This window comes from Chitinophaga ginsengisoli, assembly GCF_003014595.1.
Classification (GTDB): domain Bacteria; phylum Bacteroidota; class Bacteroidia; order Chitinophagales; family Chitinophagaceae; genus Chitinophaga; species Chitinophaga ginsengisoli.
The window spans coordinates 222236-242880 of sequence record NZ_PYGK01000010.1; the positions used below are offsets into that span (position 1 = coordinate 222236).

Genomic DNA, 20645 nt, shown 5'->3' on the forward strand with positions numbered 1-20645 from the left:
CTATGAGCAAAGCAACACCACAGCGCTTTTTACCGCTGGACGTTTTCAGGGGACTCACCGTATGTTTTATGATCATTGTGAATACGCCGGGATGGGACACGGCCTATTCCATTCTCAACCACGCTAAATGGCATGGTTGTACACCAACGGATATGGTATTCCCTTCCTTTCTGTTTGCCGTGGGAAATGCCATGAGCTTCAGCATGCGTAAGTTCGCGGAACTGGACAACACCACCGTGCTGGCCAAGATCTTCCGCCGTACCATTCTTATTTTTCTGCTGGGTTACCTGATGTACTGGCTGCCCTTTGTACGGCATACAGACACCGGCCTGGAATTTATCCCTATTTCCGACACCCGTATCCTGGGTGTATTACAACGTATTGCCCTCTGTTACTGCTTTGCCTCCCTGCTGATCCACTACCTGCCTAAAAAGGCGGTATGGGCTGTGAGCGCATTGTTTCTGCTGGGCTACTGGGCGATCATGTATTTCTTCGGAGATCCGGCAGATCCTTACAGCCTGACCGGCAATGCGGCGATACGCTTTGATAAACTGGTACTGGGCGACAGTCACATGTATCATGGGGAAGGCATCGCATTCGACCCCGAGGGACTGTTAAGCACACTTCCGGCGATTGTCAATGTCATTGCCGGCTACTTTACCGGCCTGTTTATCCAGGAACATGGTAAAACAACCCTGGGCCGTACCCGTCTCTTACAGATGGGTGGACTGCTGATACTGGTGGCATTGTGCTGGAATACCATATTCCCAATCAACAAAAAGCTCTGGACCAGCTCCTATGTGCTCTTTACCGTGGGTATAGACCTCTGGATCCTCGCGATACTGATCTATATCATTGACATAAAAAAACAGGAACGCTGGACCGGCTTCTTCACCGTATTTGGCAAGAATCCGCTGTTCCTCTATTTACTGTCTGAAGTGCTGGTTATTTTCCTCTATTTCTTCCAGGTCGGTGATATGAACGTACACCGCTGGATCAATACCTATATTTTCCAGGCGATACTGCCCGGTAAACCAGGCTCCCTGCTGTTTGCCCTGCTCTATATGCTACTGTGCTGGTCGGTGGGTAAGATACTTGATAAAAAGCGTATATACATACGTGTTTAAGTCAGGATGTCCTATCTTAGCTAATAAATTAAATAACAACGGCTTTTGCAGATCATTGTGTAATTATTAGTTATCTATTAGTATGGAACTATCGTTAAAGGGGAAAACCGCCGTTATCTGTGGAAGCACTCAGGGTATAGGATTGGCAACAGCACGCGAATTGGCAGCGTTGGGCGCAGAGTGCATCCTGCTGGCCAGGAACAGGGAATCGTTGAAAGCCGTTGTGCCTACACTGGCAACCGATCACTTACAGGAGCACAGTTACAAAGTAGCTGACTTCCGTGACACACAGCAGGTAGAACAGACCATCCAGCATATTACTGAAAGCAAAACAGTACATATCCTGGTGAACAATACCAGCGGCCCAAAAACAGGACCTATAATGGAAGCTGATATACACGAATTTACAGATGCCTTCCAGCAACATCTGGTCATCAATCATATACTTGTACAAGCTGTCATAGCCGGCATGACCGCCGCCGGCTATGGCCGCATTATCAATGTCATTTCGACATCAGTAAAAACACCACTCAAAAACCTGGGTGTATCCAATACCATCCGGGCAGCCGTGGCCAACTGGGCAAAAACGATGGCCAGCGAACTGGCGCCCTATGGCATTACAGTGAACAATGTCCTGCCCGGCACAACCAATACCGCCCGACTGCAGAGCATCCTGGAACAGAATGCCGCCCGGCGCAATACCGCCATTACTACCATCGAAGAAGAATTGCTGAACGAAATACCCATGAAACGGTTTGCAGATCCGAAAGAGATTGCTGCAGCTGCTGCTTTCCTGGCCACACCTGCAGCCGGTTACATAACCGGCACCAGCCTCTGTGTAGATGGAGGGAAAACACCTGTGCTATAAACTTCATATCAGTCTCACGACATTTCATGTGAGATATCCAACCTGAGAACATAACAAACAAGATCTTATAAAATGTAAAGGCCCCGGCGAAAACCGGGGCCTAATTCATCACTTTTTACTATTACAAATTGAACAAGTGTGTATCTGATTTTACAAAACTCCACATTCCTGAATCATTCTGTAAAGCAAAAACGGAAATTCATTTACGCAAGCGGGAAAACTGTCCCGCTTTTATGTTACTCCTTGTCAAACCATAAACGGGTAGTCAGCTGATCAGCGCCCTGATTGGCCACAGCTTTCTTATAATTAACCCCGTTCAAAGCCTGTTCAGAAGATGGATAAGTCAATCTCAGTGGCATCTTGCCTGCACCAAGTGCACCGGTATATGCCGGTGTCAGTTTAGGATAGTCCAGCCTACGCCATTCTGCAAAACCTTCCAGCCCGTCTCCAAACAGTGCCAGCCATTTCTGGTCACCGATGGATTGCTTGTAGTTAGCAGGATTGTATATTACGGAAGGCTGCGCCAAGTAAGCTGCTACATTCAGGTCGCTTACATTGTACTGCTTCAGTGAAGCGGTAACTGCCTTTGTGTACAGCGTAGCTGCATCACCGGATAATAATCCAACCTGCGCGGCTTCAGCCCTGATGAACCACAGTTCAGCTGCATTGAACAATACTGCAGGAGCCTGAGTAGCCGTGAATACTGCACCAACATCAGAAGTCTTATACAGCCCCAGACGGCCTGCAGAATCTGTACGCAAACCATTCGTAACACCTATGATCTTATTGGTATCTCTTGGCAGCGCACAATAGATAGTCAGACGCGGATCATTCAATGCATTCAGTTTATCTACCACACTCTTACTGATCCTGTAGTCGTTACGGTTTTCCCTGTTCTTTGCTACCGGGTTCTGATTAGGAGATGCCTGATAAATCAGTTGCGCATTATCTAAGTTGTCAATGATCAGGTTATTATCGTCAGCACCTATTTCATCAAATACTGCTTTCGCCGCAGCAAATTCTTTGTCGGAAATACGGAGTGCAATACGTAGTCTTAAAGAGTTGGCGAACTTCTTCCAACGCTGCATCTTTCCGTTGTACAGGATATCGCCTGCAATAGGATTATCTGACGTAGAGATCAGTCCTACCGCTGTTTTCAGTTCTGCCAGCAGGCCTAAATAAACATCACGCTGTGCATCATATTCAGGCGTCAGGTACTGTTCGATCTGCGAAGTCTGCTTATAAGGCACATCGCCATACAGGTCTGTCAATACCTGGAAGATCCATGAACGCATAATGATACCTACCGCCTTATAGTTAGGATTATGCAGGGTATCACCCAGCTGTATCAGTTTGGTAAAATCGGATACGCCCTGTGCATAGAAGTTATTCCATACCGCCTGGATACTGGTAGCCGCAGGCACATACCTGTCGGGATCAGTATACTGGATCTTGGCCCAGTACTGTACGTACAGCAGACTGGTTTCCATAGAAGCGTCAGTACCCCAGTAAGTATCCACATTGGCTTTGATACCATTGGTCAGCAGGTAGTCCGGCTGTACTGATTCAGATTCGTTCGGGTTCTTGTTAATGTCTTCCAGCTGTTTCGTGCAACTGCTGAAGATCACTGCTGCACCTGCCAGACCCAATATATATTTAACTAATTTCATGATTGCTACGTTTAAACTGTTCATTAAAAGGATACCCTCAGGTTAAGACCGATGCTACGCGTTGTCGGGATCTGTAAGGTTTCAAGACCTTGTCCGTTACCAGTGTTGAACGCTGTTTCAGGATCGATGTTTGGCACCTTCTTGTCGATATAAAAGAGGTTACGTCCGGTTACAGTCAGGTTCACCGCCTGCAAGCCCCATCTGTGGATCAGCTCCTGTGGCAGCGCATATCCCAGTCTTACTTCACGCAGTTTGATGAAAGAAGCACTATATACACTTGTTTCATTCAGGGAAGAGCTATACACAGATTTGTAATAGGTCTGCGCAGATACCACCTGCTCATTCTTTTTACCATCAGCAGTTACACCATCGAAGACCATACCGTCATGATATACGGTCTCTCCGTTCGGCGTTGCTGCATTATGATCTGCCAGACGTATCGCGGTAGTACCCGAATTGTTAGCATAGTAATAAGGAAGACCGCCATGTTCTGCATCACGACCCGGCAAACTTGCAGCCAGTACGCCTGTATAGATACCGGTATAATTGGTACCTGACCAGATCTGACCACCCTGTCTTGTATCGATCAGGAAACCGACTGTGAATCCTTTAAAGGAGAAGTTGTTGTTCACACTACCAGTCCATTTCGGAGTAAAGTAACCCAGCACTTTTTTATCGCTAGCGATCTGCGGCGTACCAGCAGAAGGACCAGTTTCATTTACCAATACACGTCCCTGTGCATCGCGGTTGTAGGCTTTACCATACAGGGCGCCATAACGCTTTCCTTTGCTGGCCAGTACCTGGATGTTGCCGGAACTACCCAGTACATAATCATTCAGGAAACCTTCTTTATCCAGTTCAATTACTTTACTGATGTTCTTCGCATAGTTGAAGTTGATGTCCCAACGGAAACCGGAAGCCGTTGTTATTGGAGTTCCTCCTAAGGTTACTTCCACACCATGGTTGTTGATCTTACCCGCGTTCAGCAGTTTTTTCAGATAACCGGTAGTGGCGCTTACATCAGCCAGCAATATCTGGTTGTAACTGCTGGATGTATAATAGGTCACATCGGCATGGATCCGGTCTTTAAGGAAGCTTGCTTCCAGCCCTACTTCCGACGCTTTGGTGATCTCAGGTTTCAGGTCTTTCTTCAGGAATTTATCATTCACTGTCAGCAGCGGATTGCTACCGAAAGGCTGGCTGAAAGGATAAGTATTGATCAGCTGATAAGGATCTGCATCTTTACCTACCTGTGCCCATCCACCTCTGATCTTCAGGGAAGACAGCACGTCGCCTTTGATACCCAGTGCATCACTCAGTACCACAGCAGCGTTCACGGAAGGATAGAAATAAGAGTTGTTTGCAGCAGGCAATGTAGAAGAGCGGTCGTTACGTGCGGTAACGTTCAGGTATGCCCAGTCCCTGAAGCTCAGCTGTGCAGATGCAAATGCACTATATACTCTCAGTTTGGAGAAATAGCTGGTAGAGATCAATGGGTCCCTGGAGTTGTTCAGGGTATACACATCTTTCACTGCCAGTTTAGGCGCCTGCTGATAGTTCTGCTCGAACTGGTTGGTACGCTCGTTGGCACCGATCAATCCGTCAATGGAGAAGTCGCTGTTCAGTTTCTTCTTCGCATTCAGTGTAAACTCGATATTGGTTTCTGTTACCAGGTAGTTATCCTCTGTATAGGAACCGAATGGAGTACCATTGGTATAGAATGCTACTTTGTATTTGCGCTTGTCGTTGTAAGTATCTGTACCTACGCGCAGATTGGCAGAGAGCCAGTTGGTGATATCGTAAGAGAGACGGGCATTTCCGAAGAAGCGGTTACGCACCTGTCCTACCGTGTTTTCGTTCTGGATCCAGTAAGGATTGCTGTAATAGCTGTGGTTCCAGTTGTAGTCTGTACCATCAGCGTTCTTGTAGTTACGCAGCAGTTTCGTGTCTACCTGACGGCCAAACCAGATAAACTGCAGGGTCACACTGTTACCGCGACGGCCATCCACACCGGGAAGGTTGTCTGCCCCGCCCCTGGTATAGTTGGCGAATGTGCTCAGGGTCAGTTTAGGTGCGATACGGTAGGTACTGTTCAGTGTAAATGAGTTACGGGTGATGCCTGTATTAGGCAGGATACCAGTCTGTTTGGTATTATTAAAAGAGAAGCGGTAATCCAGTTTCTCGTTGCTGCCGCCAACAGATAAACCATTGTTCAGCGTATAACCTGTTTCATAGAAGTCTCTCACGTTATCAGGATGCGCCACAAAAGGAGCCGGCTGACCGTTAGAGAAGAACTGAGGTATCAGACGGCCATCCATTTTCGGTCCCCAGCTTTCATCTGTACCATCATTCAATCCACCGCCTTTACCATCTACGTAGGAGAACTGTCCGCCGGAACCCTGTCCGTATACATCCTGGAATTTAGGCAGTACCAGCAGGCTCTCGAAGGTAGCGCTGGAGTTTACGGTAATACCCAGGCCTTTGGCGCCTTTACCGGTTTTGGTTTTGATCACCAGTACACCGGCCGCTGCACGTGAACCGTACAAAGCCGCAGCATTGGGGCCTTTCAGTACGTTCAGCGACTCAATATCGTCCGGGTTCAGGTCGGAGATTGCGTTGGCAAAGTCACGGCCTGTACCGATACCCAGCTGACTGTTATCTACCGGCACACCATCTATAATGAACAGTGGCTGGTTGTTACCTGCTATCGAAGTTTCACCTCGGATGATGATACGGGAAGACCCCAGGTTACCCTGGCTATTGGTCACCGTTACACCGGCGATCTTACCTGCCAGCGCATTTACCAGGTTGGTTTCTTTGGCTTCTGCGATGTCTTTCGACTTCAGCTCCTGTACCGCATAACCGAGGGAACGTTTTTCCCTGGAGATGCCCAGCGCTGTTACCACTACCTCATTCAGGCGGCTCTCTGCACTTTCAAGTGCAATATTGATCACCTTACCTGTACCCACTACCTGGTCTATGGGATTATAACCTATGAAAGAGAAATGAAGTGTATCAGTTGGTTTTGCTGTGATGCTGAACTTACCATCAGCATCTGTGTTTGTACCACGGTTAGTTCCCTTGATAGTAACGATCGCACCTGGAATACGCTGTGCATCGGAGCGGGAAGTAACAACACCGGATACCTTGTTATCCTGCGCCTGCGCCCACTGGAGGCCCAGTACCAGGAACAGCAGTATGCCAGCTGTTGTTTTTAAATGTTTGATCATTGTATCAGATTTACGGATTGATTTAAGAATGAATGCTGATCTGTTCAGGCAAAAGAAGCCCATCTGCCGGACGACCCGCAGTTACGACGATTCGATTGTTACTGTTATTTAATTATCTGAAAACTGGTTTTACATGCACATGTAAGAAGAACAATGCATGCCGGTATAGCACCGGGACATGGTTTCGGCTGATTTACTACAGACTTCTGCTGCTGTACCCTGATTGAACATATAGGCAATGACCATTTAATTGTTGGCTTTATTTCAGCGCCAAAATTAACATATATTTAGTAACCTACAAAACAAGTAGACTAAATAGGCTGAATAATACTCACATTTGTTTAAATACTATCAACAGAAGGAGAAATAAGTATCTATTGCTCTTCTCCAGGCAATAATCCTGCATCCTGGAGCTGTTTTTTCACCGCAGGATTCGTACCGTATTTAGATATGGGGCTCTTCAGATTCTTCGCGTCGAGGGTGAAGGGGTTAAATTTATCGCGGAATGCTTCTGCAAAGGCATTGCCATATATCAGGTTCATCCAGCTATAATAAGGCTCATACCTGCCGTATCCCCGGTACTGCCAGAACTGGTCCATCTGTTTGGTAAATTGTTCCAGGCCGGCGCTGAACTCTTGTTCAGTAGCCTTTGTAATAGGAGGTTTCCGCTTCAGCACATCCAGCTGCTCCTTCTTATAGAGCGTGATACTGAAATGGGAACCGGTATCCTTTTTAATGGCAAGCAGCGCTTCCTGCATGGTCTTATAGCCATTGTCCACACCATCTGCACAAAACATTACCAGGGAATCCTGTCGCTTGAAATATTTGAAGGTCGTACAGAAATAGAGGTTGTCGTCCGACAAATGGATCGTATACATCCTGCCATTATCAAAGACCCGCTTTATCTCCAGGTGCTCTGCCCCGCCGCCCCTGCCGGACGCCCCTGCTAACTTTACCTGCCGGGATGGACCACCTGTGGTTTCCACCACCAGTTCGTCATCATCGATCTTCAGATGGCAAACAGGCGTATTGCCGGTAGTGAAAGTATACCAGTCCCCCTTCTGTGCGAATACGGGAGAGATCAGCATGCATAATATAAAAAGACAGCAGCCGCTAAGAGACAAGGATCGCATAACGTTCATTAAAAAGGTTATTCACTTTGTTGCATAAGACTGAATAGTATCTTCTTTTCGCCTTCATCAAGATCAGTACCGGTGGTAGAATCAGCAGGAATAAAATGCCTTTTGAAAGCTTTTATAGCAGCCACCGAATCTCTTGTATCATATCCGACAATACGCAGCGCCTGTTTGCTGTTGAAATCTCCCGGCAGGATGGTCTTTGCAGTATCGCCATACCACAAACCAAAACCCTTTTCAGCCAGCTGCTGCCAGGGGAAATAAGCACTGGGATCTACCTTACGGCTGGGAGCAATATCCCCATGACCAATAAAATTAGCTGCAGGAATGTTATACCGGTGTTTCAATGAATCCAACAACACGATCAGGCTGTTGATCTGCTGTGGCTGAAAAGGCACAAGTCCGTTGTTGTCCAGCTCAATGCCAATGGAGCAGGAGTTCATGTCGGTTACATTGCCCCATTTGGACAAACCAGCATGCCAGGCACGCAGATAGTCGTTCAGCATATGATTGATCGTTCCATCGCCACAGATCACGTAATGTGCGCTTACCTGTGTACGGGGCAGGGTGAAGGTGCGGAAAGTAGAATCGCAGGAGCCTTGTGCAGTATGATGAATAATAACATAATTAGGCTTCCTCATATTAAAATTCGTAGTACCGATCCAGTTCGCTGCTAAAGGAGCGCCGTCTGCAGGTACCGGGGCTGGCTGTACTTTCAATACATTGGCGTATTGTTTCGCCTGCTGACGGTACGCCTTATTGGTCGTTGCATAAGGTTTAGGGGCACAACTGTATATCGTTGCGACCATTACCCATAACATTAAACGTGGATATTGTTTCATTGTACTCATCTTTGGCATCTTAATTTAATGATTATCCGTTAATTAACAAGCCCGGCTCTATTAAAACGAGCCGGGCTTGTTGTTAGTATCTGTTGTTATCAGTCTGCGGACAGATATACAGATATATTTATTTCAGTTCCTGTGACAGGGAATAAGGAGCGTCCTTGTCAGCGGTACCTCTTGCTTTGTTAGGCACAGCGTCCATATCGAAGTTGATGGTTGCACCTTTCATGATCGCATTGTGGTCCAGCCAGTTGTTGGTATATGGCTTGCCGTTGAAGGTCATCCCTTTTACATAGCGGTTTGCTTCGCTGTTCTTAGGTGCGGAGATGATCAGCTGTTTCCCGTTTTCCAGGGTTACAGTGGTCTTTTTGAATAAAGGCGCACCTACTACGTACTGCTGTGTACCCGGACATACAGGATAGAAGCCCATCGCCGTAAATACATACCAGGCAGAAGTCTGGCCATTATCTTCATCACCGCAGTATCCCTCAGGAGTAGCAGAATACAGGCGGTTCATTACTTCTCTCAGCCAGTACTGTGCCTTCCATGGCTGACCTGCATAGTTGTACAGGTAGATCATGTGCTGGATAGGCTGGTTACCATGTGCATACTGCCCCATGTTCATGATCTGCATTTCGCGGATCTCATGGATGGTACCACCATAGTAACTATCGTCATATACCGGCGGCATTGCAAATACGGAGTCCAGCATTTCTGCGAAGATCTTTTTGCTACCCATCAGGTCAATCAGGCCCTGTACGTCGTGGAATACAGACCAGGTATAGTGCCAGCTGTTACCTTCTGTGAAAGCATCACCCCATTTGAAAGGATTGAAAGGCGTCTGGAACTTACCGTCCTTGTTCTTACCACGCATCAGCTTTGTTTCCGGATCGAATACATTGCGGTAGTTGCGGGCCTGTTTTGCGAACCTTTCTACTTCAGCAGCCGGACGTTTCAACGCCTTAGCCAGTTTATAGATGGTGAAGTCGTCATATGAATATTCGAGTGTACGGGCAGTGTTCTCATTCACATCTACATCGTAAGGCACATATCCCAACTCATTGTAGTAGTTCACACCTGCACGGCCAACAGAACTCAGTGGACCTGCATTATTTGCATTTTTCAGGATGGCTTCATAAGCAGTGTTCACGTCGAAACCGGTTACACCTTTTAAGTAAGCATCTGCGATCAGCGAAGCTGAGTTGGAACCGATCATACAGTCACGGTGACCAGGGCTCGCCCACTCAGGCAACCAGCCGCTTTCTTTGTAAGCATTCACCATACCTTCCATGATGTGCGCGTTCATAGACGGGTACATCAGGTTGAAGAATGGGAATACAGCGCGGAAAGTGTCCCAGAAACCATTGTCGGTGAACATATAACCCGGCAGTACCTGGCCATTGTATGGGCTGTAGTGTACTACCGCACCCTTGGCGTCATATTCGTAGAATTTACGCGGGAACAGCATAGCACGGTACAGGCAGGAATAGAAGGTACGAGTCTGATCAGAAGTACCGCCTTCTACCTTGATACGGCTCAGTTCTTTGTTCCAGGCAGTCTTTGCCTTTTCTTTCACCACATCGAAATTGCTGCTGCCGATCTCCTTCTGGAGGTTCAGCTCAGCCTGTTCAGGGCTGATAAAGGAAGATGCCACTTTTACGTTCACCTTCTCCCCTTTTACAGTAGCGAAACCAATTACGGCGCCTACGTGTTTGTCCTGGGCTTCCGCTTCGCCGGCTTTCAGTTCACCGTTTTTGAAGGTAGCCACATAAGTAAATGGCTTGTCGAAAGTCAGTACGAAGTAGTTCTTAAAATTAGCTGGTACGCCACCGCTGTTTTTGGTGGTATAACCTACTATCTTATGTTCAGCCTGTAATACCTTGATGTAGGAGCCCCTGTCCAATGCATCGATCACCACAAAAGCGCTGTCAGTCTTAGGATAGGTGAAACGGATGGCCGCAGCCCTTTCTGTAGGCGTGATCTCTGTGGTCACGTCATGGTCAGCCAGGTATACGCTATAATAGTATGGCTTGGATACTTCTGCTTTGTGAGAGAACCAGCTGGCCCTGTCATCTTCCTTGAATTTCACCTTTCCGGTTACCGGCATGATGGCAAACTGACCATAGTCGTTGATCCATGGGCTGGGCTGGTGGGTTTGTTTGAAACCACGCAGTTTATCAGCATCATAGGTATAAGCCCAACCGTCTCCCATTTTACCAGTCTGTGGCATCCAGAAGTTCATGCCCCATGGAGTGGCGATAGCGGGATAAGTGTTACCAGTAGACAGGGACCCTTTGGAATCGGTACCCATCAGTGGGTTGACCCATTCTACAGGATCGGTTACGCTGTTGACGGTTTGCGCCTTTACCCAGCAGGAGGCCAGCATAAGGGCGGAGAAAATAACTCTTTTCATGTTGAGACGGATGGAATTTTAGCTTTTTATAGTCTGTAAAAATAGCTTTTCAGGCGAAAAACAGCTATCTATTTTTTTTAATGGCGAAACCGTGACTGATAGCCAAGCTTAAATGATTTAGCTTTGCCTCCCGGAATGCCATCTTTATTAAAAAACTTAATATGTTCGTAGCCTGGGAATAAACCTGCCCCAATTTTTAAAGTCAAACGATAGAAATTGTCGTTTGACAGACGAAAAGAGGCTATGTGATGTTTCCTCATACGACAAGATGCCAATCTGCCGTTTAAAATTCAAATCAAATCGTGAAGTTCGCAAATCCCGTTTCAAGTCAACTACCTAAATGAACATGAACATATGAGCAAACATTTTACGCTAGCCATAAAAATGGTTGTAGTGAGTGTTGTTTTCAGTGCTGCCTTCAGCGCCTGCCGCAAGAAGGACAGCACCAAGGTGGACAATACCACACCGACTTCCTCCTCAGTAGTATCAGATGAAGATTCCCTCAAATATCTTATGTACCGCATCATGCAGGTAACATATGTAGATGGGGGCCGTAACAAGACCACCGACCTGCCAACTTATTTCTGGTACAACCAGGTGCCACAGCTAGACCCTTCCAGCAACACCTATGTAACAGCCGATGACCTGCTCAGTACCATGAGAACGTATTCGAAGAATAGCGCCGGTACCGTACTGGACCGCTATAGCTTCCTTGACCGCACAGGCTCATTGTCCAGTTCATTACAAAATGGTCTTTCGGAGACTTTCAATAAGGTAAGCGCTACCGGCAACTACGGTATGGAGGTCAGCTATGCCTCTGATGGCACCAAGTCTTATCTGTATATTGTCTATGCAGATAAAAATTCCCCTGCCGGCCAGAAAGGACTGACCCGCGGAGATGAGATCATTGCCGTGAATGGAGACAGCAACATCAGTTATGATGGTGCCAATGGTACCAACGTCTCCAAAGTAACCAATGCCATCTATTACTCCAGCTCCGTTACCCTAAAGGTAAAAAAGGCCATAACAGGCGCCGAGGTCACTTATAGTCTTACCTCAGGCTCTTTCACCATCAACCCTGTATTGTTTGATACCGTTTACACGGTGAACAGTCAGAAGGTGGGCTACTTTGTATTCTATACATTTACCAATACCTACAACACACAGGGGGCCAGTACATTGACGAAAAGTAAACTGGATGGTCTTTTCGCCAAATATAAATCCGCCGGTATTACCAATCTGATTGTGGACCTGCGTTACAACCAGGGCGGTTCCGTTACCACGGCTGAGTACCTTGACAGTGCAATTGCACCGGCTTCTGCTGCCAACAAGACGATGTACTACTATCAGTACAATGACAAGCTGACGGCTAACCTGGACGGTACAGGACTGGATGCCAGTGTGAAGTTTCCGAATGTTACCGGTGGACTGAACCTGAACAATGTGTTCTTCATCACAGGCGCTCACACGGCTTCTGCCAGTGAGCTGACCCTGAACAACCTGAAGCCTTATATGAGTGTGAAACTGGTAGGAGATACTACTTATGGTAAGCCAGTAGGTTTTATCACATTCAACATCTCAAAGTACGACAGCACACATACCAAGCAATACCTTGCCGACCTGTATGCTATCAACTTTGCTACGGAGAATGCTAACCATGTAGGCGGTTATTACACGGGTATAGTGCCTGACCAGGCGGCGAATGACTATGTCAATGTGCCCTGGGGATACAGGAATGATGATGAGAACCTGGACAGGATCTTCAACTATATTACTACGGGCAGCTTTGCCAGGACCTCTGCCAACGCCCGTGTGCTGACAGAAACCACGGCCAATCAGCGTGCCGCTATTCCTTCGTCTATCGCCTCTCCCCGCTTCAACGGGATGGTGGATTATCGTATAGGTAAACGGATTCAATAATATCAGCGATACTGGTCGTAATAATTTGCGACCAGCTCAAATCCCAATAGTACTCTGTCCGCTGACGTGAGCGGAGTGGTAGCAGGTAAGCCCGCCGCCTCTTCCAATTGCGTCAGCGTTCTTATTCCCACTACAGCCGCTCTCACTGCAGGTTCTCCCAGTACATAACAAATGGCGGTTTGCGCCGGGGTACGTTTATCTTCGGAGAATTTAGCTACTATTTCCGCCATCTTGCTGACCTCTTCTGCGCTATAGTTCAGATAGGCCGCTGCCGGTTTTCCTGCCAGCAGTCCTTTGGCAACACTGCCTCTTGCCAATACGCCAATGTTGTTCTTATCCAACAAACGGAACACTTCTTCTTCCGGTCTTCTGTCCAGCAGGCTATACTGCATCATTACACTGCTGATGTTCGATTTTTTCACATATTCCCTGATCACGTTAGGCCTAATGGAAGAAATGCCATAATACCGGATCTTTCCCTGTCTTTCCAACTGTTCGAAAGTCTCAATAATATCATCAATAGGATCATCCAGCGTACCGCCATGTAACTGGTACAGGTCGATATAATCTGTACCGAGGCGGCGCAGGCTGTCATCCACCGCTTTCTTAATGTATTCCGGTGAGGGATTCCAATCCCACCCGCTGCCATCTTTTCTCCACTGGTTACCTACCTTGGTGGCAATGATGGCATCGTTACGGCGCTCTTTCAATGCCCTGCCCAGCTGTCTTTCATTTTCTCCCTGCTGATAAAGGTCTGCCGTATCAAAGAAATTGATCCCTTTATCCAGGGCCTGATGGATCAGGGTTTCGTTTTCCGTAGCATTATTGCCTAAAGACATACAGCCGAAGGCGATCTCAGAGATGTCAAGCGTAGAGTTACCAAGAATATTGTAGTTCATGGTTCTAATTTAAGCAATTCTGCTTATGAACCGGATTGCTCTTTGTCGCGGCCGGGCCTGCGTACATCTTTTTCAGGAACTGTGCTGATAAAACCATCCTTCGGATTGTAGAGATGTTTTATCTGTGTATATCTTCTGTTACTGGCCATTCCCTTGATCCGTACGTAGTCGTCCAGCATTTCCTTACGCTTCAGCTTTAATACCATGCATTTCCGGCCTTCATCAAGGAACAAAGGATGTCCGGGTGAATGTGCCTTCCTACGAGGCATCATGTCGGAATACTCTATTTCATAAAAGCAGGTAATGCCCCTACGCTCTATATAGGGAGCAAAGTAGCGCACTCTCCCTGTTATCACAGCCGAGTCAAACTTCCTGCCGGCATAAATTACGGCCTCTCCTTCCACAAGGTCATTATATAATGCAGCATCCATCGCCGGCACAAAATCAACAAATACAAAAGCGTCAGACACTTTGTAAGCCTTACCTTTTTGCGGCTGCATTTTATCCAGCTGGCGTGCGGTATCTTCCGTTATAATATATCTCAGGTGTTTCCCCAGCAAGGCTGATCCTGCTTCATCACCCGGCAGGAAAGGAAAACCTCCGATATGTGATTTAAAGATGATCTCACGGTAATAACGGCCATGCAACTCCGCATTGCAAATGCCAGGGAACAATACATATCCCCCCATTACTTCCTTGGAATGCTCATTGTCTGCTCCGTCTTCCTCCTTTCTGTAAATAGACTCCTTGTAGTCACGCATCTGTCTCAGATCCTCCGGCAGCGGTTCATCCATTTTCTCTATCTCGCTATACCTGGTTGACTCTATCAGGCGGTATTTGGCATCAAACAGATAGGTCAGGTACAGGTTTCTCGGCTGATCCCTTCTTCCTATCCGTAGAATAATATCCGGGCACTTGCTTCCATCGAAGGTTCCTGCGTCATCGGCATCGAAGTTATTTGTATAACGCAATTCCTGGTAAAGCTCAATATTGATGCCATCAGCACATTCGAAAACCAGTTTGGAATGCATATCCTTATCTGGCGAAAGACGAAATGTGTTGCTCTTTATCGTTGGCATTTTTTTGACATCTGGCTTTACGCCCGTAATCTTCTCTATCATCTCTGTCATAGCGAAGAAGCACCAGAGCTGATAGAGATAAGCAATATTCTTCAGCTCTATTTCATACAATCCTTCCTGTAACTCAAATCCCATCTTCAGGGTTTCCCAGTCTTTTATCAGTCCTGCATATCCGACCCGTTTAGCAAGCACGGGAGAAAACCGTTTTCTATCCTTCAGTTTTCCTACACCTTTGAAAAAAGGGTGTACCAGTAAATGCGACATCGCTTCTTCCGCAAATTCCAACTGCATCCGGTATGCCTTGTCCATCCTTGTATTACTGCTGTCTTTCTGAACCAGCTTGTAAATACGTTTATATTGATCAAGTATGTCTGCTATGATATATTTTACATACTGGTTCTCATAATTGTCTTCCACCAGGAGTATCATGTCCACTTCAAAGTATTTGTCCGGACGTCCCTCAAATCGCTCCAACTTGTCCGCCAGCCGGCCTTTAGCCTTTTTTATCTTGTCTGCGCGCACAAACCCTTTCCCCCTGGATAACGCTTTATGGGGATCCTTCACAATAACTTTCAGGTGCCACAAAATGCGTCTGAAAATATTCCCGAAAATAGTCCACCAAAGAATATCACTTTCGCCACTGCCCTGTACCTCAAAATAGTGATAGGTTTTCCTGAGATAGTCGACCGCCAGCCGGGGATATATCTTTTCTATCTGCTTCACCATGGCAAGGTGGTCTTTCTGGGTATCGAGTTTTGATGAGAATACGGTGAACTGGAACAAGACGCTGAGTGAAACCGTTTTCAGCTGATAATCGATGATCAGGTCAAACTCTCCTGGTTCATTATCAAACTTCAGTTCTCCCGAAGCAAACTGGGTATCACCTTTTGTGGTCTTCACCTTAAACATGTTCCTCACATTCCTCACGCGTGAGTAGATGGAAGCAGATACTACCTCCGGTTGAAAATCGATGCTTACTGAATATCCTATATTTTCGAAGAATACCGGATGTTTTACAGCATAGATGTCTGCTCCTTCTACTTCCCCCGATGCAGGCTGCCATATCTCAAATTTTCTGAGCGGACCCGTAAAAAGATATGCTGTTTCAAAGTGCTCAGGGGCGTGCCTCTTCTTTGAGGTTTTAAATGTATTTTCAAAGTCGTCCACTCCACCAGGATTTAGCAGATCTATCTCGATGAAGAAGTCTTTGTGGTTGATAATTAATATATTCATGATCACCAGAATGATGTTAAGCCGGTTTTTCTTAACTGTTGCTGTATTCTTGATAATTTTCGCTGGCAGGCAGGATACTGCATAGTAGCCGTCTGTAATCTTTCAATAATCCCTCCGCAGTCAGCATCATCGCCAGCTATCCTTGTCAGGATTTTCATACAGATCGCTTCATCCAGGCAGATATTCAGCCAGTTTCCCGGCATAAGCCCGTTAGCAGCCAATGCCTCGTTATAAGCGCAGTATAGTATCACATCCTCCCTTACACGATAGGAAAGCGCAAATGGGGAATCTTCCAGTATTTTACTCAACCTTGTCAGTTCGTCGGTGATCCGGTCGACTGCTTTAGCGTTGTTGTTATACGCTTCCGATCCGCTTAATCGACCTGTTATCAACGCGGTTGCGGCTTCATATGTGTCTGGGTATTTCCACGTTTCCGCCGGGGAGGTCGCCCCATGTTTCATATCGACGCCCTGTATTTCAATCACCATCGTTCTGTCCAATACCCGCTGACTAATGGTGTGAGTTGTTTCATCCATGTTGATAGTCCCGATCACGATCAGATTGGCCGGCATAACGATGCCCCTTTCAAGAAAATAGGCCTGCAGATTAGTATCACCTTCTATCCCCAGTTTAGCCCAGAAACCGGGATCTTCCTGACTGTATAGGAACACATCGTGACTGCTGATGAAAGCATCATAAGCCATCATATCACCTTCCCACCGGGCTGTTTCGAGTATACTCAGGAAGTCTGAAAAATAATGCTCAATCCTGGCCAGATTCATTTCATCCAGGCAGGCAAAGAACGGGATATGCGGATACCGGCATGCCCTGACAATAAAGCGTAACAGGCCTGTACATTGATACCTGAAAATGCCGCCCTGGGTCACCAGATATCCCAGCAACTCGTTGGGTTCATGCCAGTCAGGTCTGACCCTGACCATCTCAAAGTTGCCGGGATGTTTAGTATTTCTCAGTGCAGCATCAGCACAGGTGATGTAGGCCAGCTTTCTGACCAGCCACGATTTTCCCGTTCCACTTACCCCACTCAGTAAAACAAAGGGCTTCGTTTTAACGGCCATGAGCAGCTGCCGGTAGGGATGACTGAACGTCAATCCCGTTTTCCCGTTTTCCAGCCCTTTTACGGCCTTTTTTGACCGGGGAGGGCCAACTAGCTTCATTTCTATTTTCTGCTCATTAACAGTCAGATTTACCCCCTCTACGTGCAGATTACACATTTCCAGCACCTCCGGTGCCGGTCCTTTGGGAAATAACTGCTTCAGATCATGTAAGCGGGTCAGCCGGGCCGTATTGTCAGCCGTTTCCGATATCGACAACTCAGCGATGTTATTCCGCCGGAGGGGGTGAGTCCATTTCCAGCCTGTGGGGATAGTGGCGGCCTGCCGCACCTTGTACATTCTGAACTCATCCCCCTCCTTTGCACCGTATATACTGCCCTTGTACTCGAATTCTTTCAGCCAGGAACGCCTGCTCCGGGCGCCTGTTCGCAGTACACTCGTCGCCACCGTGTACAGGACCTCCCTCTGCTCCCTGTTTACGAAAAAGACCACCTCTCCCGAACGGGTGTCTTTCAAGATGTCCTCATTCCAGAAAATGAAATCCCTGTTGTCAGATAACAGATTGCGATAGTCCGTATCCCCATTCCTGACATCATATACCCTTGCGCGTTTCATACAATGCAATTTCATCTCAATATCAGATCAAAAAATCATACATTCAATTAATTATCAATCTTTTATCAATATAACAATTACATTATTATGCTGATTCTGTAAATATTACTATGCACTTCCCGGCCACATTTCCTGGCCCGGTAATCCAATGCTACACGGGATTGTGGGTTTGTGACCGTTGTTAATCCCTTCATTGTAGCATCTGATCCCTATACTTCCATATCGCTTTACCGTCATTTCCATATCATTTCACCGTCATCTCTATATCGAATCGATATACATATGCCGGTAAAGTGATATCCAGATGACGGTATAGCGATATGGAGATATAGGGATCAGATGCTACCCAGCGCGAATCTGCATACAGAAATACTCATAGGTATCCCGGGCGTAGGCCCTATCCATGGCGCAACAACGCCGTTTAACCAGCCCCGTTCATTCAGAAACGCAGTATTTCTCAAAAAAAATCAGCAATTTGCGTTAGTAACCAGTGTCGCAGAACGGAAGTAAGTTTGTCATTATCACACCCATGAACTAATGAACCCGATGGAGCAAGTACAGATCGGTAAGTGCGTTTACATTATAAACACAGGGAAAAACCTCTATAAGATCGGCAAGACGCAGGATCTGCAGAAGCGTTTGGCCGCTTACCATACCCATCTGCCCGTTATGTTCCGGGTGATCAGGCAATACGCTTCCGCTAACATGACCGAACTGGAAGAATGCCTGCATATCATCTTCCAGCACAAACGCGTCAAGGGGGAATGGTTTGAACTAAGTAAAGACGACCTCGTCATTTGTGACAACATCGCCCGCAATTATGCCCTCACAGAACTCCACAAACAGGCCAGGAAGTATGCCGTGATCCGCTATAGCGACAATCCGCTGCTGCAGGTAATGGAAGCCAATGAGAAATACCTGCAGGATTATTCCCGCGTGGCACAGGATATAGAACTGGGCCTCAGCACTGACGAGATCTTCGAACTGAATGAAGGACAGACCAGCAAAGCCATCATCGAAACCGTCAGGCGACTCCTGAAATACCGTACCCCTAATTCCGAATTCCTCAGTAAATGGCTCCGGGTGGTGAATGACCTCGGGGAAGGACTGAGCGAAAATGCTATCCTCGAACGCTACAAAGGTCAGATCAGCCGTACCACCATCCAGATGATCAAAAGAATACTCCGCAACCAGCTATATTAGGAACAGCCCTGCTTCAACTAATTGATTATCAAATAACATTTATTTGGTATAAGAATTGTTAATTTAAAATTTAAGTTAAACCCTGCCGTTAAGTAAGTGTCTAACTACTAATAACAGGGAGAGACGATCTCTCTTTTTTAAATCATCTATCAACATGAAAAACAGGATATATTTACTGTTCTCACTCATTCTCCTGGCCGGGATGAGTACAGTAAGCAGCGCGTATGCACAGCGGGGACGTTTTGGAGGAGGACATGTGTACAGGGGGGCCGGGAGCAGGATCGTTTCATCACCACACGTGTCAGCAAGAGTTGGAGTAGGATTCGGATATGGCGGAGGTTATTATCACTACCGCGCACCAATCCGTTATTACCACGGATATGGCGGCGGATACTATTATCGCCCTCATTACTACCCATACCGTTATTACGGTCCGGCCATTGGTTTCCGTGTCAGCTTCCTGCCTTATGGCTTCCTGACATTTAACACCGGATGGGGTCCTTACTATTACTACGATGGTTTCTTCTATCGCCCATATGCGAACACACAAACGCAGACCGAACAATATGAAGTGGTTGATCCACCTATGGGTGTTGTAGTACCTACCCTGCCAAGCGGCGCGAAACAGGTGAAAATAGACGGCAACATTTATTATGAAAAGAATGGTACCTTCTACCAGGAAGTACAGCAAGACAATAAGACAAAATACGTAGTCGTAGGAAAGAATGGTGAGCTGAATACCGGTAGTGGTGAAGACAGCCAGGACCAACAGTACCAGCAGGATCAGAATGCACCTGTTCCCGGAGATGTGATGGCTACATTACCTGATGGTAGCCGCAGTGTAGAAATCAACGGTCAGCAACTGTATGTTTCTCCGGATGGCATGTATTATCAGGAAGTAACCAATCCCGATAATTCACGGGGTTATAAAATAGTCGGAAAAACATCCGCTGATAACTAAGCATTACGCTAAGTGAATGAACAAGTGTAACATAGTAGCTCACGCTATCATGTCACACTTGTTTTTTTATTTACATGAGTGCATATGCCTAATATTAACTTCACGTTACGCGCCAACTTAATTCAATTTGACACTTCTTTTATAAAAATTATTTTGTTAGTTTAGCATAGATTCATGCTTTTGCTCAAATAACCATAACACCATATTTGTTTTTTATGAAGACTATAACCCGACATGAAGACATCACCCGCAAGGGGAAGCCATTAGCACGATCTGCCGGTCCCGTCGAATGTCCATTAGAATAATAAGCATATTGAAATCTTGTCGTAAATACTGAACAGTGACTACAACACATGTGTGTTGCTCATGT

At 46.6% G+C, this 20645-nt stretch carries 13 protein-coding genes; 5 read left to right on the forward strand and 8 right to left on the reverse strand.

What is annotated here, in order from left to right; translation table 11 throughout:
• Positions 1-2 precede the first annotated feature (2 nt).
• Together CLV42_RS22690 and CLV42_RS22695 are read left to right on the forward strand one after the other, a co-directional pair.
• Positions 3-1127 carry an acyltransferase family protein gene (locus CLV42_RS22690; protein ID WP_106604206.1) on the forward strand — a complete coding sequence of 375 codons (1125 nt, stop codon included), beginning with the start codon at positions 3-5 and terminating at the stop codon, positions 1125-1127.
• 82 nt (positions 1128-1209) lie between these two features.
• On the forward strand, positions 1210-1995 hold the full coding sequence (locus tag CLV42_RS22695) for an SDR family oxidoreductase (protein ID WP_106604207.1): 786 nt from the start codon (positions 1210-1212) through the stop codon (positions 1993-1995).
• A gap of 236 nt (positions 1996-2231) precedes the next feature.
• Here the strand turns inward: CLV42_RS22695 and CLV42_RS22700 are convergent, their stop codons facing one another.
• The 5 genes from CLV42_RS22700 to CLV42_RS22720 all read right to left on the reverse strand — a co-directional run bounded on the left by CLV42_RS22700 (position 2232) and on the right by CLV42_RS22720 (position 11289).
• Positions 2232-3665, reverse strand: coding sequence for a SusD/RagB family nutrient-binding outer membrane lipoprotein (locus tag CLV42_RS22700; RefSeq protein ID WP_106604252.1), 1434 nt, complete (start codon positions 3663-3665; stop codon positions 2232-2234).
• 23 nt (positions 3666-3688) lie between these two features.
• A complete protein-coding gene (locus tag CLV42_RS22705; RefSeq protein WP_106604253.1) occupies positions 3689-6895 on the reverse strand; it encodes a SusC/RagA family TonB-linked outer membrane protein in 3207 nt (1068 codons plus the stop codon).
• Between the two features lie 374 nt (positions 6896-7269).
• The gene (locus tag CLV42_RS22710; RefSeq protein WP_146154452.1) at positions 7270-8028 is read right to left on the reverse strand and encodes a hypothetical protein; all 759 of its coding nucleotides are present in this window, start codon (positions 8026-8028) and stop codon (positions 7270-7272) included.
• A gap of 17 nt (positions 8029-8045) precedes the next feature.
• On the reverse strand, positions 8046-8873 hold the full coding sequence (locus CLV42_RS22715; protein ID WP_106604254.1) for an N-acetylmuramoyl-L-alanine amidase: 828 nt from the start codon (positions 8871-8873) through the stop codon (positions 8046-8048).
• A 127-nt stretch (positions 8874-9000) separates the two neighbouring features.
• Positions 9001-11289, reverse strand: a complete 2289-nt coding sequence (locus tag CLV42_RS22720; protein WP_106604209.1) for a GH92 family glycosyl hydrolase — start codon at positions 11287-11289, stop codon at positions 9001-9003.
• A gap of 354 nt (positions 11290-11643) precedes the next feature.
• Between CLV42_RS22720 and CLV42_RS22725 the strand changes: the two genes are divergently transcribed.
• Positions 11644-13209 carry a S41 family peptidase gene (locus tag CLV42_RS22725; RefSeq protein ID WP_106604210.1) on the forward strand — a complete coding sequence of 522 codons (1566 nt, stop codon included), beginning with the start codon at positions 11644-11646 and terminating at the stop codon, positions 13207-13209.
• 2 nt (positions 13210-13211) lie between these two features.
• Here the strand turns inward: CLV42_RS22725 and CLV42_RS22730 are convergent, their stop codons facing one another.
• From CLV42_RS22730 to CLV42_RS22740, 3 genes are read right to left on the reverse strand one after another with little or no spacing between them, the layout of a single operon-like run.
• Entirely contained in the window at positions 13212-14108 is an 897-nt protein-coding gene (locus CLV42_RS22730; protein WP_106604211.1) for an aldo/keto reductase, read from the reverse strand.
• 23 nt (positions 14109-14131) lie between these two features.
• Positions 14132-16420: a DUF2357 domain-containing protein gene (locus CLV42_RS22735; protein ID WP_106604212.1), complete on the reverse strand. Its 2289-nt coding sequence runs from the start codon at positions 16418-16420 to the stop codon at positions 14132-14134.
• Positions 16421-16422: 2 nt separating this feature from the next.
• Entirely contained in the window at positions 16423-18111 is a 1689-nt protein-coding gene (locus tag CLV42_RS22740) for an McrB family protein (protein WP_170117611.1), read from the reverse strand.
• A gap of 546 nt (positions 18112-18657) precedes the next feature.
• On the opposite strand from CLV42_RS22740, the gene CLV42_RS22745 reads away from it, so the two are divergent.
• Positions 18658-19314: a GIY-YIG nuclease family protein gene (locus CLV42_RS22745; RefSeq protein ID WP_106604255.1), complete on the forward strand. Its 657-nt coding sequence runs from the start codon at positions 18658-18660 to the stop codon at positions 19312-19314.
• A gap of 154 nt (positions 19315-19468) precedes the next feature.
• Complete coding sequence (locus CLV42_RS22750) at positions 19469-20275, forward strand: DUF6515 family protein (RefSeq protein ID WP_106604214.1); 807 nt, start codon at positions 19469-19471, stop codon at positions 20273-20275.
• Positions 20276-20645 lie beyond the last annotated feature (370 nt).